The sequence below is a fragment of the Pseudomonas sp. GW822-FHT05A08 genome (assembly GCF_058800485.1).
Genome location: NZ_CM179511.1, coordinates 6,808,260 through 6,826,120 on the forward strand (window position 1 = coordinate 6,808,260; position 17,861 = coordinate 6,826,120).

Annotated in this window: 15 protein-coding genes; 9 read left to right on the forward strand and 6 right to left on the reverse strand. The window is 65.4% G+C overall.

Features of this window, described 5'->3' with window-relative positions; all coding sequences use genetic code 11:
- The 7 genes from AC3RCP_RS30910 to AC3RCP_RS30940 all read left to right on the forward strand — a co-directional run bounded on the left by AC3RCP_RS30910 (nt 1) and on the right by AC3RCP_RS30940 (nt 7,205).
- Nucleotides 1-528 carry an adenylyl-sulfate kinase gene (locus AC3RCP_RS30910; RefSeq protein ID WP_492570590.1) on the forward strand — a complete coding sequence of 176 codons (528 nt, stop codon included), beginning with the start codon at nt 1-3 and terminating at the stop codon, nt 526-528.
- Entirely contained in the window at nt 522-1,094 is a 573-nt protein-coding gene (locus tag AC3RCP_RS30915; protein WP_492570589.1) for a hypothetical protein, read from the forward strand. Before AC3RCP_RS30910 ends, AC3RCP_RS30915 begins: the two co-directional genes overlap by 7 nt.
- Nucleotides 1,091-1,819 carry a formyltransferase family protein gene (locus tag AC3RCP_RS30920; RefSeq protein ID WP_492570588.1) on the forward strand — a complete coding sequence of 243 codons (729 nt, stop codon included), beginning with the start codon at nt 1,091-1,093 and terminating at the stop codon, nt 1,817-1,819. Before AC3RCP_RS30915 ends, AC3RCP_RS30920 begins: the two co-directional genes overlap by 4 nt.
- Complete coding sequence (locus tag AC3RCP_RS30925) at nt 1,816-4,218, forward strand: PEP/pyruvate-binding domain-containing protein (RefSeq protein ID WP_492570587.1); 2,403 nt, start codon at nt 1,816-1,818, stop codon at nt 4,216-4,218. Before AC3RCP_RS30920 ends, AC3RCP_RS30925 begins: the two co-directional genes overlap by 4 nt.
- Nucleotides 4,215-4,847, forward strand: coding sequence for a gamma-glutamyl-gamma-aminobutyrate hydrolase family protein (locus tag AC3RCP_RS30930; protein ID WP_492570586.1), 633 nt, complete (start codon nt 4,215-4,217; stop codon nt 4,845-4,847). Before AC3RCP_RS30925 ends, AC3RCP_RS30930 begins: the two co-directional genes overlap by 4 nt.
- A 6-nt stretch (nt 4,848-4,853) precedes the next feature.
- Entirely contained in the window at nt 4,854-5,603 is a 750-nt protein-coding gene (locus AC3RCP_RS30935) for a phosphocholine cytidylyltransferase family protein (RefSeq protein WP_492570585.1), read from the forward strand.
- A 108-nt stretch (nt 5,604-5,711) separates the two neighbouring features.
- Nucleotides 5,712-7,205: a YifB family Mg chelatase-like AAA ATPase gene (locus AC3RCP_RS30940; RefSeq protein ID WP_492570584.1), complete on the forward strand. Its 1,494-nt coding sequence runs from the start codon at nt 5,712-5,714 to the stop codon at nt 7,203-7,205.
- Between the two features lie 6 nt (nt 7,206-7,211).
- Here AC3RCP_RS30940 and AC3RCP_RS30945 read toward each other — a convergent pair whose 3' ends face one another.
- Nucleotides 7,212-8,426 carry an aldose 1-epimerase family protein gene (locus AC3RCP_RS30945; protein ID WP_492570583.1) on the reverse strand — a complete coding sequence of 405 codons (1,215 nt, stop codon included), beginning with the start codon at nt 8,424-8,426 and terminating at the stop codon, nt 7,212-7,214.
- Nucleotides 8,427-8,528: 102 nt separating this feature from the next.
- On the reverse strand, nt 8,529-9,104 hold the full coding sequence (locus tag AC3RCP_RS30950; protein ID WP_492570582.1) for a TetR/AcrR family transcriptional regulator: 576 nt from the start codon (nt 9,102-9,104) through the stop codon (nt 8,529-8,531).
- A 114-nt stretch (nt 9,105-9,218) separates the two neighbouring features.
- On the opposite strand from AC3RCP_RS30950, the gene AC3RCP_RS30955 reads away from it, so the two are divergent.
- Entirely contained in the window at nt 9,219-10,145 is a 927-nt protein-coding gene (locus AC3RCP_RS30955; protein WP_492570581.1) for an ABC transporter six-transmembrane domain-containing protein, read from the forward strand.
- 4 nt (nt 10,146-10,149) lie between these two features.
- Here the strand turns inward: AC3RCP_RS30955 and AC3RCP_RS30960 are convergent, their stop codons facing one another.
- The 3 genes from AC3RCP_RS30960 to AC3RCP_RS30970 form a co-directional block, all read right to left on the reverse strand.
- Nucleotides 10,150-11,121, reverse strand: a complete 972-nt coding sequence (locus AC3RCP_RS30960; protein WP_085532854.1) for a Ca2+-dependent phosphoinositide-specific phospholipase C — start codon at nt 11,119-11,121, stop codon at nt 10,150-10,152.
- Between the two features lie 113 nt (nt 11,122-11,234).
- Nucleotides 11,235-13,211 carry a methyl-accepting chemotaxis protein gene (locus AC3RCP_RS30965; protein ID WP_097134657.1) on the reverse strand — a complete coding sequence of 659 codons (1,977 nt, stop codon included), beginning with the start codon at nt 13,209-13,211 and terminating at the stop codon, nt 11,235-11,237.
- 189 nt (nt 13,212-13,400) lie between these two features.
- Nucleotides 13,401-14,321: a LysR substrate-binding domain-containing protein gene (locus tag AC3RCP_RS30970; RefSeq protein WP_007926627.1), complete on the reverse strand. Its 921-nt coding sequence runs from the start codon at nt 14,319-14,321 to the stop codon at nt 13,401-13,403.
- A gap of 156 nt (nt 14,322-14,477) precedes the next feature.
- Between AC3RCP_RS30970 and AC3RCP_RS30975 the strand changes: the two genes are divergently transcribed.
- Nucleotides 14,478-15,887 carry a NorM family multidrug efflux MATE transporter gene (locus AC3RCP_RS30975; RefSeq protein WP_492570580.1) on the forward strand — a complete coding sequence of 470 codons (1,410 nt, stop codon included), beginning with the start codon at nt 14,478-14,480 and terminating at the stop codon, nt 15,885-15,887.
- Nucleotides 15,888-15,921: 34 nt separating this feature from the next.
- Here the strand turns inward: AC3RCP_RS30975 and AC3RCP_RS30980 are convergent, their stop codons facing one another.
- Complete coding sequence (locus AC3RCP_RS30980; RefSeq protein ID WP_492570579.1) at nt 15,922-17,595, reverse strand: putative bifunctional diguanylate cyclase/phosphodiesterase; 1,674 nt, start codon at nt 17,593-17,595, stop codon at nt 15,922-15,924.
- Nucleotides 17,596-17,861: the final 266 nt, after the last annotated feature.

The following is a 17,861-nucleotide window of genomic DNA, read 5'->3' on the forward strand; positions in this document are numbered from 1 at the left end:
ATGGTGATCTGGCTGGTCGGCATGTCGGGCGCGGGCAAAACCACGATTGGCCGGGCCCTGTATGCCAGCCTGAAAGCGCAACGGCCACAGACCGTGTTCGTCGACGGCGACGAGATTCGCGCGCTGTTCCGCCATGACCAGCGGGCAGACGCCTATAGCATCGCCGGACGCCGGGTCAACGCCGAGCGGATCCAGGCCCTGTGCGGCTGGCTCGATAGCCAGGGCATCGATGTGGTCTGCTGCATCCTGTCGATGTTCCAGGACATCAGCGACGACAACCGCCAGCGTTTCTCCAGCTACCGTGAAGTGTTCGTCGATGTGCCGCTGAGCACCCTGATCAGCCGTGACAACAAGGGGCTTTACCAGTCCGCCCTGAGGGGCGAACAGAGCAACGTGGTGGGCGTGGATATCGAGTATCCGCCGCCGCAACGCCCGGACCTGGTGCTGCATAACCGTCACGAGCCCGACGACATCCCGGGCTATGTGGAACGCATTCGCCAGCTTTGTGGGTATCCACCATCATGCTGAACTACGCCTACAGCGACGGGGACCTGCTGGAAACCCCGCAGACCTACCGCTACAGCAGCTTCCAGGGTGAAGCCTTCGTCGACGCCTGGCGCACCTCGCGCCTGAGCGCATGCGCCCACCTGCCGGCACCGGCCTTGCCTGCGCTGCATCCGCAAGGCCTGGCGCACGCCGGGGACAGCACGGCGCTGCTGAGCCACCTGTGCCTGGAAATGCGCGCGGGCGCTGGCGTCTCCGGCCCACTGGCGAGCTACTGGCTGCCGCGCCTGTTGAAGAAATTCGAAGTGAGCAAACGCCTGTATACCGGCTATGAAGCCGCGGCTCCGCACCGTCCGCTGCCCCATGGCAGCTATGGGTCCGTACAGCCTTACCTGCTGCTGGCCGAGTGCATGCTGTACGGCTGGCAGGCGAGTGGCGCGGCCTATTACCTCAGCGGCCTGCTCAAGCTGACGGATACCCTGATATCGCAGCAGGGGCGCCTCGAACCGAACCAGGGCGCCTACCTGGCCTGGCTGCTGACCCAGGAACAACAGGTGCTGGCCACAGTCGCCCGGGAGGCCGACCTATGAGCCGCGCTCGCCTGCTGATCCTCTGCGCCCGCACCGCGCGCTCGGTCGCCTACCTGCAAGGCTTGGCGGCAGCCGGTATCGAACCTGAAGCGGTGATTGTCTACGGCCAGGGCGGCGGCACATTGCAAACCACCCGCGAGTTGCAGGTACAGCCACTCGCCGGGCTGTTCTGCCCGGACCTGAGCCAGGACCTCGACACCTGCCTGGCGGCCCTGGACTGGCCCCACGAGGTGTCCCCGGCCCAGGCTCTCGACGATCCGCAACTGCTCACGCTCATCACCCGCCAGGCGCCGGACCTGGTCGTCTACTCCGGCTACGGCGGGCAACTGGTGCCGGCGGCCCTGCTGAGTCGCTACCCGGTGCTGCATATCCACTCCGGCTGGCTGCCGGACTATCGCGGCAGTACCACCCTGTACTACCAGATCATCGAGCAGCGTGAATGCGCCGCCAGCGCCCTGCTGCTCGACGAGCAGATCGACACCGGCCCGGTGCTGGCGCGCAAGGCCTATCCCCTGCCCCCGCCAGGCATGGATGTCGACTACCTGTATGACAATGCGATCCGCGCCGACCTGCTGGTGGAAGTCCTCGGCCACTGGCGACGCGAAGGCGCCCGAGCCCTGCGACCCCTGCCGGCCGAAGCCGAAAAGCCGCCTTACTTCATCATTCACCCGTTGCTCAAACACCTGGCCCTGCTGGCGGTGGACAAGCACAAGGACGCGCCATGAACCCGGTCGCCGAAAATATCGTTCGTTTCGGGACCAAGTCCGAAACCCTGGAGCGCCTGCAGCCGCGGGTCACCCGTTCGCAGATCCTGCCGCTGTACTTTTTCACCGCCCGGCAGTGGCTGGACGATCCGGCTGAAGTGCTGCAGAACATTGCCCGACTGGAGCCTGACGGCTTTTTCGTGATCGTGCGCAGCAGCGCGCAGAACGAAGACAGCGTCAACAGTTCCATGGCCGGCCTGTTCACCAGTTGCCTGAACGTCAGCGCCACGGATCCACGGGCCCTAAACGCGGCCATCGAACAGGTGATCGCGTCCTTTGCCGAACACCGTTGCGAGGACAACCAGATCCTGATCCAGCCGATGCTGACCTCGATCCAGATGAGCGGCGTGGTGATGACCCACGACCTGGAGCATGGCGCCCCTTATTACGTGGTGAACTACGACGACGAGAGCGGCCTGACCGATACCATCACCGGCGGCCAGGGTATCCAGAAAACCGTGCTGGTCTACCGCGACACCGAGAGCGCCCAGCTGCGCTCCCCACGCCTGCAGGCGGTGATCGATGCCTGCCGGGAGCTGGAAACGCTCTGCGGTAACGTGCCGCTGGACATCGAGTTCGCCGTCGACCGCCACCAGCAGGTGTATGTGTTGCAGGTGCGGCGCATCACCCTGTGTAACACTTGGCACCCGGTCACTGAGCGACGGGTGGCGCGCCAGCTGGAGCACATCCAGCGCTTCCTGGGCAAACGCCTGGCGCCCCAGGCCGGTCTGTATGGCGACAGCACCCTGCTGGGGGTGATGCCCGACTGGAACCCCGCGGAAATCATCGGCACCACCCCGCGCCCGCTGGCGGCCTCACTGTATCGGCGCCTGGTGACGGATTCGACCTGGCGCGAAGCCCGCGCCCTGATGGGTTACCACCACCCGCGACACCAGGCCCTGATGGTGATGCTCGGCCATCACCCGTATATCGACGTGCGCTGCAGCTTCAACTCATTCCTGCCGGCGGGCCTGGAACCGGGGTTGTGTACAAAGCTGGTCAACGCCTGGCTGCAGCGCCTGCAGTCCCACCCGCAATGGCACGACAAGGTCGAGTTCGAAGTCGTCCAGACTTGCCTGGACTTCACCTTCGACGCCGACTTCGCCCAGCGTTATGGCGACAGCCTCAGCGCCGTCGAACAACGGGCCTATCGCACGGCCCTCGACCAACTGACGCTGCGGGCACTGAGCGGTGAGGGAGCCGGCGCGCTGCCGCCCTTGCTCGATCGGGTACGCGCCCACGAGCGCCAGCAGCAAAGCCGGCGCCTCGACGTCCTGCCGGCCGACCTCGACAACATCCACCGCCTGCTGCTGGACTGTCGCGAGCAAGGCACGCTGCCATTCGCCATGCTCGCCCGGCACGCGTTCATCGCCGAGGCCCTGCTGCGTTCGGCCTGCCGCCGAGGCGCCCTGAGCAACGAGCGCCTGCTGGCCTGGAAGCAGTCGATCCACACCGTCACCACCGAATTGACGCGCGAATACGCCCAGGTCTGCGCCGACGCCCGTACCCTGCCGGCGTTCGTCGCCAAGTTCGGTCATCTGCGCCCCGGCACCTACGACATCACCTCACTGCGCTACGACGAGCGCCACGACCTGTTCGCTGCCGCGACCGTCGAGCTGGGTCACAGCGAGAGCCCGCAAGCGGCATTCCAGCTGCAACCTGAAGAACACCAGGCCCTGCAACGGCTGATCGACGAGCAGGGCTGGCCGCTGTCGACCGAACACCTGCTGGACTACGCCAGCCAGGCCATCCAGGCCCGGGAATACGCCAAGCTGGTGTTCACCCGGGACCTGTCCGATGCCCTGCAATTGCTGGTGAGCTGGGGCGCCGACGTCGGCCTGGCCAGGGAAGACCTGTCCTTTCTCGATATCCACCCGCTGCTCGACAGCCTCACCGCGCCACTGATGGACGACACCGACCGGGTCTTGCTGGAGTCGGCCAGCCAGGCGCGGCGCAGCTATGAACAGGGCATCTCGCTGAAGCTCGGGCACCTGATCAGCGCGGTCGACGATGTGTTCGTCGCGCCGCTGCATCGCAGCCTGCCCAACTTCATCACCCGGCAGAACGTCGAAGCCATCGGCATGGAGCTGCGCCAGGACACCCCGGCCTCGGCGCCGCTCAAGGGCAAGATCGTCTGCATCGAAAATGCCGACCCCGGCTACGACTGGGTCTTCACCCGTGGCATCGCCGGGCTGGTCACCCAGTACGGCGGGGCCAACTCGCACATGGCCATCCGCTGCGCCGAGTTCGGCATTCCGGCGGCCATCGGTTGTGGCGAACAGTTGTTCAACCGGATCCTGCGCAGCCCGCGCATCGCCCTCAATTGTCGCGACAAGACCCTGAACCCGGTGCAGCCATGAAACGTCTCGGCATCACCCTGAGAACCTGCAACCCGCAGGCCTACCACGAACCGCGCGATGGCCTGGCCAGGGACTGGTACCGCTTTTTCGCCGAGCTCGGCTGCGGCCACCAATGGCTGCTGCTGCCCAACCTGGGCGAAGACACCGTGGCCTATGCCCGGGCCCAGGGCGTGCAAGGCGTGATCTTCAGCGGCGGTGACGATCTCGGCAGCGACCCGTTACGCGATCAGAGCGAACAGGCGCTGCTGGCCCACTGCGTGGCCGAGCGGCTGCCGGTGCTGGGGGTCTGCCGCGGGTTGCAACTGATCCACAGCTTTTTCGGCGGCCGGCTGGCCGATGCCGATCGCGACGTGCACGTCGCGCAACGCCACCTCATCACCGTGCTGGCCGCCGCCGAGCTGCCCTGGCTACAGGGCCAGGCCGCTTCGCGCTCGGTCAATTCCTTCCACGGCAAACAGTTGCTCGACCCGCTGCCCACCACCCTGCGCCCCTGGGCCGTGGACGCTGCCGGGACCTGCGAGGCCCTGGTGCATACCCACCTCAAGGTGGCCGGCATCATGTGGCATCCCGAGCGCGAAGCAGCGCTGGACGAAGCCGATCGACAACTGTGCCAATGGCTCTTTGAGTGACCTGACATGAAAGCCGTAATTCTCGCCGCCGGCCGCGGCTCCCGCCTGAAACACCTGACCGCCGCGCAACCCAAGCCCCTGGCCCGCCTGGCTGGCAAGCCGCTGCTCGAATGGCAGCTGCAAGCCCTGGAAAACGCCGGGATCGACGAGGTGCATCTGGTCAGCGGGTATTGCAGCGAAGCCCTTGAAGGCTACGGCCAGAGCCGGCTGTACAACCCGCATTGGGCCAGCAGCAACATGGTGCGCAGCCTGATACGCGCCGACGCCCTGCTGTCCAGCGAACCGACCCTGGTGTGCTATGGCGACATCGTCTATCGCCCGGACATCGTCCGTGACCTGATGGCCTCCCAGGCGCCCCTGAGCATTACCTACGACCTCGACTGGTGGGATCTGTGGTCGACGCGCTTCGACGACCCCCTCAGCGATGCCGAAAGCTTCCGCCAACAGGCCGGCCAACTGATGGGTATCGGTGAAAAGGTCGCCAGCCACGAGGAAATCGAAGGCCAGTACATGGGCCTGCTGAAATTCACCCCCGCGGGCTGGAGCCAGGTCCGGGCACTGCTGGCCGGCATGAGCGAGCAGCAGATCGACAAACTGGACATGACCAGCCTGCTGCGCGCCCTGCTCCAGGCCGGCACCGCCATCGCCACCGTAGCCATTCGCGGCGGTTGGGTGGAAGTCGACAATCAGTCGGACATCGCCCTGTACGAACAGCGCATCGCCCAACCGGGCTGGTCCCATGACTGGCGCAGCTGAGCCGCCCGCCGCAACATCCTGAGCCGATTTTCCGGCGCGGCGATGCTCCGGCCGGGGCTAGGCTTGCACAACCGCAGGACGCGGTTTCCCAGCCTCAAGGAACGAGCCATGTCTCTGGCCATTGTCCACAGCCGTGCCCAGACCGGCGTGCAAGCGCCGGCCGTGTCGGTCGAAGTCCATCTGGCCAACGGCCTGCCGGCCCTGACCCTGGTGGGCCTGCCCGAAGCGGCGGTCAAGGAAAGCAAGGACCGGGTGCGCAGCGCCATTCTCAATGCCGGCTTCGATTTTCCGGCCCGGCGCATCACCCTCAACCTCGCCCCGGCCGACCTGCCCAAGGACGGCGGGCGCTTCGATTTGGCCATTGCCCTGGGCATTCTCGCCGCCAGCGTGCAGGTGCCGACCCTGGCCCTGGAGAATGTCGAGTGCCTGGGCGAGCTGGCGCTTTCCGGCGCGGTTCGACCGGTGCGCGGCGTGCTGCCGGCAGCCCTGGCCGCGCGCCAGGCCGGACGCACGCTGATGGTGCCGCGCGCGAATGCCGAGGAAGCCTGCCTGGCGTCGGGACTGAAGGTGATCGCGGTCGAGCACTTGCTGGAAGCCGTTGCGCATTTCAACGGCCATACACCGATCGAACCCTATGTTTCGGACGGCCTGCTCTACCAGAACCGGCCCTACCCCGACCTGAATGAAGTACAGGGCCAGCTGGCCGCCAAACGCGCGCTGCTGGTGGCCGCAGCTGGTGCGCACAACCTGCTGTTCAGTGGTCCGCCGGGCACCGGCAAGACCTTGCTGGCCAGCCGCCTGCCCGGCCTGTTGCCGCCGCTGGAGGAGCAGGAAGCCCTGGAAGTGGCCGCCATCCAGTCGGTCACCAGCCACACTCCGCTGAGCCATTGGCCACAGCGACCGTTTCGCCAGCCGCACCACTCTGCGTCAGGGCCAGCCCTGGTGGGCGGAGGCTCAAAACCACAACCCGGGGAAATCACCCTGGCCCACCACGGTGTGCTGTTTCTCGATGAGTTGCCGGAATTCGATCGCAAGGTATTGGAGGTGCTGCGCGAGCCGCTGGAGTCCGGGCAGATCGTCATCGCCCGGGCTCGCGACCGGGTGCATTTTCCGGCGCGTTTCCAGCTGGTGGCGGCGATGAATCCCTGCCCCTGTGGATACCTTGGCGAGCCCAGTGGCCGTTGCCGCTGCACCCCGGAGCAGATCCAGCGTTATCGCAACAAGCTCTCCGGGCCGTTGCTCGACCGCATCGACCTGCACCTGACCGTGGCCCGGGAAAGTACCGCCCTCAACCCCAAGCCCCAGGCTGGGGACAACACCACGCAAGCCGCGGCCCTGGTGGCCCGCGCCAGGGAGCGGCAACAACGGCGCCAGGGTTGCGCCAATGCTTTTCTCGACCTGCCGGGCCTGCGCCGGCATTGCCAGTTATCCACAACCGACGAGCGCTGGCTGGAAACCGCCTGCGAACGCCTGACCCTGTCCCTGCGCGCCGCCCACCGCCTGCTCAAGGTCGCCCGTACCCTGGCGGACCTCGAGCAGGCCGAGCAGATCTGCCGCGAGCACCTGGCCGAAGCGCTGCAATACCGGCCGGCCGCGAGTTGAGAAGAATCACTCCTTGCTCAGGTCCACCAGTGGCGTCGGCCGTACTTCGGTCTGCCGACCGTTCTGGATCTGGCTGATCTCGGCCAGGGACTTATCCACAGCCGCCTTGTCGGCCAGCAGGCTGTAGCGGATCTGGAATTGCTTGCTCTGCCCGGCCTCGATGGTCGGCACCAGGCCCAGCGGGCGCTGGTAGCGACGGTTGTAGGAGAAACTGGTGCCCGGCTCCAGGCCGGTCACGTAGCCCTGGCCCTGGGTATCGGTGTTTTTCCACAGGGAGAACACCGGCAACTGCCGGGTATTGAAGCCCACCGCCACACCGAGGCTGCCGGCCTTGTTGTGCAGCACCGTCAGGGTGTCGCCCTGGGCATCGGCGTACGGCACCACGTTGTAGACGGTCTCGTCGTAATCCCGGGTCGGGCCGCGGTAGGTCTGCCAATCGGCAAGGTCGCCTTTGGCCTTGTCATTGAACGGCGACACCTGCTTCACCGCAGCGGCGAACTTCGCCCCCTCTTCGAGGAACGGCGTGCTGAAGTTGCTGTGATACAGCGCCTGGTATTCCTTCGGATAGTCGCCGTTGTTGGTCAGGGTGTCGTTGAGGGCGAAACTGACGCTGCCCGGCTCGGTCACCAGCTCGGTGGCCACCGAGAAATCGACCTTCTTGAACGCCTGTTCCTTGAGCTCGCCGCGCAGACTGATGGCGTACGGCGGCTTCTCGTCGATATGCAGGGTGACCTTGTTCGCCGGGATGTTCGCCGCGCGACCGTGCAGGGTCAGCAGCTCGCCGTTATCCATCCCCGGATGCCCGACCCACTCATAGCCGCAGCGGGTCACCAGTTCGTTGAAACCTTCCAGCCAGCCCAGGCCGCCGCGACCGTTAAGCTCGATGAACGCCGGGTTGACCACTTCCTTGACCGGCGAGTCCCAGCCCATGCGCACCTTGCCGACGGAAGCCTGCAGAACGTTCATGCCACGGGTCGGCACCACCGAGAGCTTCATCGCACCGTTGTCGATATCGACGATGCTCACCCCCTCCTGCCGCCCGCCATGCAGGGTGCGCAGGGTCACGGAAAAAGGCTTGGCGGTTTTTACTCCCAGCTGTTGGCTGGTGATATGGAAATCCTGGGCGGCCTTGTCGGTATCGAGCAGGACATAGTCCCAGGCCATGGCGTGGGAAGCAGCGGTGAACGCGCAAAGAGCGACCAGCAGTCGGAGCGGAGTCATGGGCGTGTGCCTTTATTGGAGTTGTGGGATTTTTATAGCGCTGATGAATCGTTTCAGCAACTTAATTTCCGTACCAACGCCGGGACAACGCCACTCAGGGACTCAGCGAATCTTCAGCAATAGCCCCGCCACTTCCAGCACCTCATCCAGTGCCACTGCGGCGGCCTCGGCCGAAGGTTGCAGCAGCAGGTCGTCGCCATACCCCATGGTCTGGGCGAAGATCTGCCGGGCCGCGCGAGCGGACGACGCGCAATGGAACACCTGCGCCTGCACCCCGGCCTCGATGATGCCGCCGAGCAAGGCCTGCCACTGCATGTTCACCGCCAGGTAGGTCTCGGCCATGGCACTGTCATGCATGGCTTCATCCCAGGCATCCAGCCATAGCGCCCAGCCGTCGTCGGCAGAGTCCGGCAGGCAATAACGCAGGAACTCCTGCAGGGCCTGTAGCGGCGGCGCATCGCCCAGGGAGCCGCGCACTTCGTCAAGCTGCTCGTTGGCAAAGCTCAGGAAGGCTTCGCGGCGCAGCTCCTTCCAGTCGCTGAAGTAGTGATAGATGTGGCTGCGGGACAAGCCGGCGTGGTCCGCCAGGTCGCGGGTGGAAACATCGGCGAAACCCTTGCTGTGGAACAGCTCCAGGGCAGCGGCGATGATCTGGTCTTTGCGGTCGGTACGGGACATGCGGGCATTACCTCTGGGCGCCGGTAGATGGACGGCGCTTGCGTTTTGAGCGATCGCTCAAATACTATTGAGCAGTCGCTCAATAATAGCGCTTATCTTCCCTCCGGTGCACTCATGCCAGCCGTTACCCCACAAATCCTGATCGATGAAAGCAAGAAAATCGGCCAGCAATCCGCCAGCCAGACCCTGAAAGCCATCGCCCGCGCCTACCCCGGCAAGCTGTTCTGCACCTTGTCGCTGGTGGCGCTGGAGAACGCGTTGCTGCTGGCCTACCCATTGTTTGCCGGGTTCGCCGTGGACTCGATCATTCGCGGCGACGCCGGCAGCGCGTTGGTCTATGCCCTGGTGGTGCTGGCGTTCTGGGTGGTCGGGGCCGCGCGGCGGGCGGTGGATACCCGCACCTTCACGCGGATCTACGCCGACCTCGCGGTGCCGGTGATCCTCAACCAGCGCCTGCAGAACCAGAGCACCTCCACCGCCGCGGCGCGGGTGGTGCTGGCCCGGGAGTTCGTCGATTTCTTCGAGAAGCACGTACCGACCATCGCCACCGCGCTGGTCTCGATTGTCGGTGCGGCGGTGATGCTGCTGGTGATCGAACCCTGGGTCGGCCTGGCCTGCCTGGTGGCCTTGCTGCTGTGCGTCACCCTGCTGCCGCGCTTCGCCCGACGCAATCAGGAGCTGCATGAGCGCCTCAACGACCGGCTGGAAAAGGAAATCGGCCTGGTGGCCAAGGTCGGCGCCACCTCCCTGCAACGGCACTACCGGCTACTGTCGCGGCTGCGGATCTGGTTGTCGGACCGCGAGGCCGCGGCCTATCTGCTGCTTGGCTCGGCGGCCGCGCTGCTGTTCGTGATCGCCATCAGCCAGCTAGCGCTGACCGAGGGGGTCAAGGCCGGCCATGTGTACGCGGTGATGACCTACCTGTGGACCTTTGTCAGCAGCCTGGATGAAGCGCCGACCATGGTCGATCAACTGGCACGCCTGCGGGATATCGGCAAGCGAGTGGACCCAGGGCTCACCGAACCGGCCGAGCCCCGCTGAAACCTCAGAACGGCCGGATACGATAGCCGTTGCCGTCCTTGGCCTCGGCGAACTTGTAATACGCCGACAGATTGACCTTCTCGGCGATGTGCTGGGTGAACGACACGCCGTCATCGCCCCACACCCGACCGATGTGGCTGTAGGCAAAGGCTTGCGCGGCCCACTGCTTGTCGCCCTTGCCCATGTTGTTCATGGCCACGTAGCCGGACGATGTCCTCGACATGCCGCTGACCTCGCCACTGACATCGTTCTGGCCGTTGGTGACCGGGGAAATGAACACCTTGGCGCTGGTGGTGCGGGCCTCGGCGTATTGCGAGAGCTTCTGGTTCTCCGAGTGGTTGAGCACCAACAGCACCTTGCCCTGCAGCTGGCTGGCGGTCGGCCAGGACTTGCCCTTGAGCGAGCCCTGCAAGGCACTGCTGCTGACACCCAGGTGCTGGGCCAGGTCGCCCGGGGTGTAGAGCTTGCCCTGGAAAATCCGGCTGACCAGGTCATCGAAGTCTTTCGGCGTACGCCCGGAGCTTTCCTTCGACCAGCCCTGCTTCTTGTCGAGGATCAGGGTAATCGGGAAGTGCCCGGGATGGCTGTCGCTCCAGAGCTTGATGTCGTTGAGGCAAGCCTCAAGATCGTTGGTGCCGTTGCCGTCGCCGGTGCAATTGTTGTCATTGCCGGACTGGAACAGGCTGCCGGGGTTGTGCCGCACGAACCAGTGGCGGGGCGAACCTCCGGTGACCGCATCGCGTTGGTCCCAGAAGTCCAGCTCCAGGGTGCGCACGCTGTCGAGCACGCTGGTGAAGGTGCCGGCGTACTGTTTTTCGTAGCAGTTATGGCACGCCACCTGGGCGATAGCGTTGAAGGCGGTGTACCAGGAAGCCGGGGAAATGAATCCCACAGCCTCCTGGCTGGACGCCATCTGGCTGGCCAGCACCAGGGGCAGCACGGCGGTACGGAGGGCAAAGCGAGTGAGACGGGACATGTCAGCTCCTGCCGGGAAGGCATCCTGTAGGGAAATCGCCCCTATGGTTTAGCCCAGCCCCGTGCATTTGCAATCTGCCTCCCCAGTCGCGGTCAACGGCCACGCAACCGCTATCAACGGAAGCGATCGACCTCCTGGCGCAAGTCCGCCGCCAGCTTCTCCAGCTCCTTGGCGGTGATCGCCAGGTTCGACACCACTTCGCGCTGTTCGCTGTTGGCCAGGGCAATGCTTTGCAGGTTGCTGCTGAGCAGGGTCGCCGTGCTGCTCTGCTCCTGGGTCGCGGTGGTAATCGCGGCGAACTGCTGGCCGGCCGAGCGGCTCTGCTCGTCGATGCGCGCCAGGGCCGAGGCGACATTGGCGTTGCGCGACAGGCCTTCCTGCATCAGCACATTGCCCTGCTCCATGGTGGCGATGGCGTTGCCGGTTTCCTGCTGGATGCTGTTGATCATCCCCGAGATTTCATCGGTGGCTTCGCGGGTGCGCGAGGCCAGGTTGCGTACCTCGTCGGCGACCACGGCAAAGCCGCGGCCTTGCTCGCCGGCGCGCGCGGCCTCGATGGCGGCGTTCAGCGCCAGCAGGTTGGTCTGGTCGGCAATCGCGGTGATCACCCCGACAATGCCGCCGATTTCCTCGGAGCGCTGGCCCAGGGTATTGATCACATTGGCTGTGCTGTTCAAGGCGCCGGCGATCTGCTCCAGCGACGCCGAGGCCTCCTCCATCGAGGTGCGGCCGATCCGGGTCTGCTGGGCATTTTCCTGGGCCAGGCGCTCGGTGTTGCCCATGTTGTCGGCGATGTTCAGCGAGGTGGCGCTGAACTCCTCCACTGCCCCGGCCATGCTGCTGATCTCGCCCGACTGCTGTTCCATGCCCTCGTACGCCCCGCCCGACAACCCGGACAACGCCTGGGCCCGGCCATTGACCTCCGCGGCGGCCTTGCGGATGTGCTCGACCATGGTCGACAGGGCCTGGCCCATCTGGTTGAAGCTGCCTGCCAACTGGCCGATCTCATCCTGGCTGGAGACATTCAGGCGCGCACTCAGGTCGCCTTTACCCAAGGCATCGGCCTGGCGCACCAGGTCGCCCAGGGGCGCAAGCTTGCTGCGCAGCAGCCAGACCGTGGCGCCCACCGCCAGCAGCATTGCCAACAGGCTGCCAATGACCAGCCGCAGACCGACGCTCCAGGTCACCGCACGAATCTCGGCCTTCGGCATGCTCGCCACCACCGACCAGGGCCCGCCTTCGAAGGGCACGGCGACACTGTAGAAGTCCTCGTTCTTGTCGCTCCAGAAGTGGCCCTTGCCCGGCTGCCTGGCCAGTTCAGCGATGGTCGCCCCCGCCGGCTCCAGGGCCTGCACGCCGGCCGGCGGCACCAGCCACTTTTGCTGTTCGTCGAGCAACGCCAGGGAACCGGTCTGGCCGATGCGGAAGCGCTTGAGGTTGTCGAACTGGGCGTTCTGCGCGTCGGTGTAGTCGAAGCCGACGAACAGCACCGCAATCACCTGGCCGGCGCTGTCCCGCACCGGCGTGTATTGGGTCATGTACAGGCGCTCGAAGAGCAGCGCACGGCCGACATAGCTCTGCCCCGCCATGAGTTTCTGGTAAGCCGGGTGCCCATGGTCCAGCAGGGTGCCGATGGCGCGGCTGCCGTCCTGCTTGCTCAGCGAGGTGCTGACGCGGATGAAGTCGTCGCCGCTGCGCACGAACACCGTCGCCACGCCGGCGGTCATCTGCTTGAACTCGTCGACCTCCTCGAAATTGTTGTTCAGCACAACATCACCCAGGTGCAGGCCCGGGGTCTGGGTACCGGCCACGGTCACCGGCTGGTCCGGGTGCAGGCTCAGGCCGCCGCTGAAACGCTTTTCGAACAGCCCGCTCAGGCGCTGGGTACTTTCGCGCAGGGTGCCGTGGAAAGTATTGAGCTGGTCGGCCAGCAGCCGTGCCTCACTGGCCAGGTGTTCTTCCCGGGTGGCGAGGTTGGCGGCGTCCAGCGAGCGCAGGGCGAAGACAGTACTGCCGCTGATCACGATCGCCAGTACCACGGCGAGTGCGAGACCAAGCTGCGAGGCGATCCGGGCACGAGGTTGAGGCATGACAGCTCCTGGCCGAGAGACCGGATCGTCCTGATCGCGTCACACGCTCGGCAATGGTTCTAATAAGAATGAGGTGTCGGAACCTTTCAGAGCGAAGGCTCCACTTCCAAGGATTCGGCGGCGCCGATCAATACTTGAGCGCGCTGGACGGGTATCGCGCAGGCCCCTTGTCACGGGGCCTTCATCGTTTCAGCCGAGACGCTCTACGTCGGGCAATTGCATGGCGCGGACCTCGTTCTGGAGAAAGTCGCTGAGGCGGCGCAAACGTTCACCTCCAGGCCGGGTCTTGGGCCAGACCAGGTAGTAATTCTCGCCACTGGCCACCGCCGTCGGCCAGGGCAGGCTCAGGCGTCCCTGGGCCACATCCTCGGCCACCATCAGCAGGTCGCCCATGGAAACCCCGTAGCCGCGGGCCGCGGCGATCATGCCCAGTTCCAGGGTGTCGAACACCTGTCCGCCCTTGAGCGAAACCTGCTCGGACAGGCCCATGCGCTCCAGCCAGTTGCGCCAGTCGCGGCGATCCGGGGTCGGGTGCAGCAGCTCGGTGGCCGCCAGCCGCGCTACATCCCACGGCTGGTCGTTGAGCAGGTTCGGCGCGCCCACCGGGATCAGCAGTTCCGGAAACAGGTAGCTGGCCTCCCAGTCCGGCGGAAAGTGGCCGTTGCTCAGCAGCACCGCGCAGTCGAAGGGCTCCTGGTTGAAGTCCACCGAATCGACGTCCATCCAGGCGCTGGTCAGTTGCACTTCGTTGCCCGGTTGCAGATGGCGGAACCGGCTCAGGCGCGCCAGCAGCCAGCGCATGGTCAGGGTCGAGGGCGCCTTCATGCGCAGAATGCCGTCTTCGGCGCGCAAGGTATCGCAGGCGCGCTCGAGGGCGGTGAAGCCTTCGCGGATGCCTGGCAGCAGCAGGCGCGCGGCTTCGGTCAGTTGCAGGTTGCGCCCGCTGCGCTGGAACAGCCGGCAGGCGAAGTGGTCTTCCAGGGTGCGGATATGCCGGCTGACCGCACTCTGGGTGATCGACAGCTCTTCGGCCGCGCGGGTGAACGAGCTGTATCGCGCCGCGGCTTCAAAGGCGCGCAAGGCATACAGGGGCGGAAGACGACGGGGCATGGCAGCACTCCACAGGCGCAATGGCGCCAACTTACCAGAATCCGCAAGCATGAGTTTTAATCATGCCACCAATCGTTTTTATCCCTTTGTGAAAGTCACCCAGAGCGCCGAGAATCAACCCTCTTGACTCCCTCCCCCCTATCGAGACCGATGACCATGCAGCATCCAGCACGCACCGAACTCTGGGCCATCCTGCGGCTGGCCGGGCCGCTGATCGCCTCACAGTTGGCGCATATGCTGATGGTGCTGACCGACACCCTGATGATGGCCCGCCTCAGCCCGGAAGCCCTGGCCGGCGGTGGCCTGGGCGCGGCCACCTATTCGTTCGTGTCGATCTTCTGCATCGGCGTGATCGCAGCGGTCGGCACCCTGGTCGCGATTCGCCAGGGCGCCGGCGACATCGAAGGCGCCGCGCGCCTGACCCAGGCCGGGCTCTGGCTGGCGTGGCTGATGGCGCTGGTCGCCGGCCTGCTGCTGTGGAACCTCAAGCCGGTGTTGCTGCTGTTCGGCCAGACCGAAACCAACGTGCAGTCCGCCGGCCAGTTCCTGCTGATCCTGCCGTTCGCCCTGCCCGGCTACCTGAGCTTCATGGCCCTGCGCGGCTTCACCAGCGCCATCGGCCGCGCCACGCCGGTGATGGTCATCAGCCTGGCCGGCACCGTGGCCAACTTCCTGCTCAACTACGCCTTGATCACCGGCATGTTCGGCCTGCCGAAGCTGGGCCTGGTGGGGATCGGCCTGGTCACCGCGATCGTCGCCAACTGCATGGCCCTGGCGCTGGCCTGGCACATCAAGCACCACCCGGCCTATGCCGCCTACCCGCTGCGCCAGGGCCTGGCGCGGCCCAATCGCCACTACCTGCGGGAACTCTGGCGCCTGGGCCTGCCCATCGGCGGCACCTACGCGGTGGAAGTCGGGCTGTTCGCCTTCGCCGCGCTGTGCATGGGCACCATGGGCAGCACCCAACTGGCGGCGCACCAGATCGCCCTGCAGATCGTTTCCGTGGCCTTCATGGTGCCGGCCGGGATCTCCTACGCGATCACCATGCGCATCGGCCAGCACTACGGCGCCGGGCAGCTGTTGCACGCGCGCATGGCCGGCCGGGTCGGGATCGCCTTTGGCGGCGCGGCCATGCTGGGTTTCGCCATGGTCTTCTGGCTGTTGCCGAACCAGTTGATCGGACTGTTCCTCGACCATAACGACCCGGCCTTTCGCGACGTGATCAACCTCGCGGTCAGCCTGCTGGCGGTCGCGGCCTGGTTCGAGCTGTTCGATGGTACGCAGACCATCGCCATGGGCGCGATTCGCGGGCTCAAGGACGCCAAGACCACCTTCCTCGTGGGCCTGGGCTGCTATTGGCTGATCGGTGCGCCGGCGGCCTGGCTGATGGCATTCACCCTGGGCTGGGGCGCGACCGGCGTGTGGTGGGGCCTGGCATCGGGGCTGGCGTGTGCCGCCATCAGCCTGACCCTGGCTTTCGAATGGAAGATGCGCCGGATGATTCGCCGGGAAGGCGCGGAGCCTGCCGCGCGGGATAACTTCCAGACCGCCCGGGATTCCCTGTAGCGGCAGGTTCTCCTGCCACTACGGCGGGGTGCCGTCAGATGACCTCGTCGACCAGGACCTGCTGGCTTGCGCCGAACGTCAGGTACTCCACCAGTTCCGTCAGCGGCAGCGGCTTGCTGATCAGGTAGCCTTGCGCCTGGTCGCAACCGAAGCTGCGCAGCAAGGCCAGTTGCTCGGGGGTCTCCACGCCTTCGGCCACCACCTCGAGATGGAGGTTGTGGGCCAGGTTGATCATGGCGTGCACCAGCTTGCGGTTCTCTTCGCGCAGCTCCATGCCGCCGACGAAGCTTTTGTCGATCTTCAACAAGGCAATCGGCAGGCTGTTGAGGTGCACGAAGGACGAGAACCCGGTGCCGAAATCGTCCAGGGAAAACCGCACCCCCAGCCGACCCAGCGCATCCATGGTCTGCTTGACCAGGTCGCTGCGGCGCATCACCGCGGTTTCGGTCAGTTCGAATTCCAGCCATTGCGCCTCAACACCCCGCTCGGCAATCAGCCGGCTGAGGGTCGACAGCAGCTGGCTGTCCTGGAACTGGCGGAACGACAGGTTGACCGCCATGTGCAGCGGCGCCAGGCCGCGTTCGCGCAGGGCCTGCATGTCGCGCAGCGCCCGGGAAATCACCCAGTAGCCCAGCGGTACGATCAGGCCGCTCTGCTCGGCCAGGGGCACGAACTCGCTCGGCGGCAACAGCCCGCGCTCGCCGTGGCGCCAGCGCACCAGGGCCTCGAGGCCGACGATCTGCCCGTCATGCAGGTTCAGGCGCGGCTGGTAGTGCAACTCCAGCTCGTCGCGGCGCAAGGCCCGGCGCAGTTCGCTTTCCAGGTCGGCGAGGCTGCGGGCATTGCGATTGATGCGTTCGTTGAAGATGTGAAAGGTACAGCCCTGGGTACTTTTGGCCTGTTGCATGGCGATGTGCGCGTGCCACATCAGCGGGTCGGCGCCGGCATTCGCCCTCGCGTGGGCGATGCCCAGGCTGCAGCCGATCAGCAGGCTTTCGCCATCGATCCAGTACGGCTCGGCCATGACTTCGGCGATGCGTTCGGCCATCCACTCGGCGCGTTGCGGCGCCCGGCGGGTATCGATCAGCAGGGCGAATTCGTCGCTGCCCAGGCGCGCCAGCTGGTCGCCGGCCTCAAGCTGGCTCTTGAGCCGCGAGACCACTTGCAGGATCAACCGGTCGCCAGCCTGGTGGCCCAGCGCATCGTTGGCATGGCGGAAGTTGTCCAGGTCCAGGTGCCCCAGGGCCAGCCCGCGTCCTTCGTTTTCCGCCAGGCGCGCCGCCAGCAGGGTCTGGAAGCCCTGGCGGTTGGCGATGCCGGTCAGCGGGTCCTGCTCGGCCAGGCGCAACAGGGTGTTTTCCAGCACCCCGCGCTCGCGCACGTGGCGCAGGCAACGGCGCACCGTATCGGCAGTGAGGTTTTTATTCACCAGCCAGTCGCTGGCGCCGGCGGGCGTGTTCAACGGCTCCTGCTCCAGCAGCAATACCGTGGGCAGGCTGCAACGACCGGGAGCCGGTTGCAGTTGGGGAACGGTTAACAGAATCGCAGAGCGGTCTTCATCGAACAGACGGCTGACAGATTCCCAGGTCGGCGCACTGATCAGCACCACCGAGTCTCCCAACGGAGCGAGACACTCGCGCAACAACGCTGCCCACGCCGGCTCTTCGGCCAGCAGCAGCAAGCGCAAGGGTTCGACAGGCTTGGACAAGCTAGCTCCCTAGACTCTGTAATAGAAGTTGGCGGCGGGCATTATGACGCGTAGATAAACAATGACAAATGATATTGATTATCAAACGCAATTTCTTGTACCGCTCTAACTCGAACATTAGACGCATATTCAGCGCGCATCCTGAGGGAAAGTATCAAAACCGGCAAATTTAGATAGCGTGCTGCGTCACAAGTCGGAGAGAGCAGCAGAATCCGTCCATCCTGTTAAAATGCCCGCCCATTTCGCTACAGACCCCTTTTTTCGTC

Excerpts from the sequence above, each read along its gene's own strand:
- AC3RCP_RS30910 (WP_492570590.1), top strand. The coding sequence starts at position 1 with ATGGTGATCTGGCTGGTCGGCATGTCGGGCGCGGGCAAAACCACGATT.
- AC3RCP_RS30915 (WP_492570589.1), top strand. The coding sequence starts at position 522 with ATGCTGAACTACGCCTACAGCGACGGGGACCTGCTGGAAACCCCGCAG.
- AC3RCP_RS30920 (WP_492570588.1), top strand. The coding sequence starts at position 1,091 with ATGAGCCGCGCTCGCCTGCTGATCCTCTGCGCCCGCACCGCGCGCTCG.
- AC3RCP_RS30925 (WP_492570587.1), top strand. The coding sequence starts at position 1,816 with ATGAACCCGGTCGCCGAAAATATCGTTCGTTTCGGGACCAAGTCCGAA.
- AC3RCP_RS30930 (WP_492570586.1), top strand. The coding sequence starts at position 4,215 with ATGAAACGTCTCGGCATCACCCTGAGAACCTGCAACCCGCAGGCCTAC.
- AC3RCP_RS30935 (WP_492570585.1), top strand. The coding sequence starts at position 4,854 with ATGAAAGCCGTAATTCTCGCCGCCGGCCGCGGCTCCCGCCTGAAACAC.
- AC3RCP_RS30940 (WP_492570584.1), top strand. The coding sequence starts at position 5,712 with ATGTCTCTGGCCATTGTCCACAGCCGTGCCCAGACCGGCGTGCAAGCG.
- AC3RCP_RS30945 (WP_492570583.1), bottom strand. The coding sequence starts at position 8,426 with ATGACTCCGCTCCGACTGCTGGTCGCTCTTTGCGCGTTCACCGCTGCT.
- AC3RCP_RS30950 (WP_492570582.1), bottom strand. The coding sequence starts at position 9,104 with ATGTCCCGTACCGACCGCAAAGACCAGATCATCGCCGCTGCCCTGGAG.
- AC3RCP_RS30955 (WP_492570581.1), top strand. The coding sequence starts at position 9,219 with ATGCCAGCCGTTACCCCACAAATCCTGATCGATGAAAGCAAGAAAATC.
- AC3RCP_RS30960 (WP_085532854.1), bottom strand. The coding sequence starts at position 11,121 with ATGTCCCGTCTCACTCGCTTTGCCCTCCGTACCGCCGTGCTGCCCCTG.
- AC3RCP_RS30965 (WP_097134657.1), bottom strand. The coding sequence starts at position 13,211 with ATGCCTCAACCTCGTGCCCGGATCGCCTCGCAGCTTGGTCTCGCACTC.
- AC3RCP_RS30970 (WP_007926627.1), bottom strand. The coding sequence starts at position 14,321 with ATGCCCCGTCGTCTTCCGCCCCTGTATGCCTTGCGCGCCTTTGAAGCC.
- AC3RCP_RS30975 (WP_492570580.1), top strand. The coding sequence starts at position 14,478 with ATGCAGCATCCAGCACGCACCGAACTCTGGGCCATCCTGCGGCTGGCC.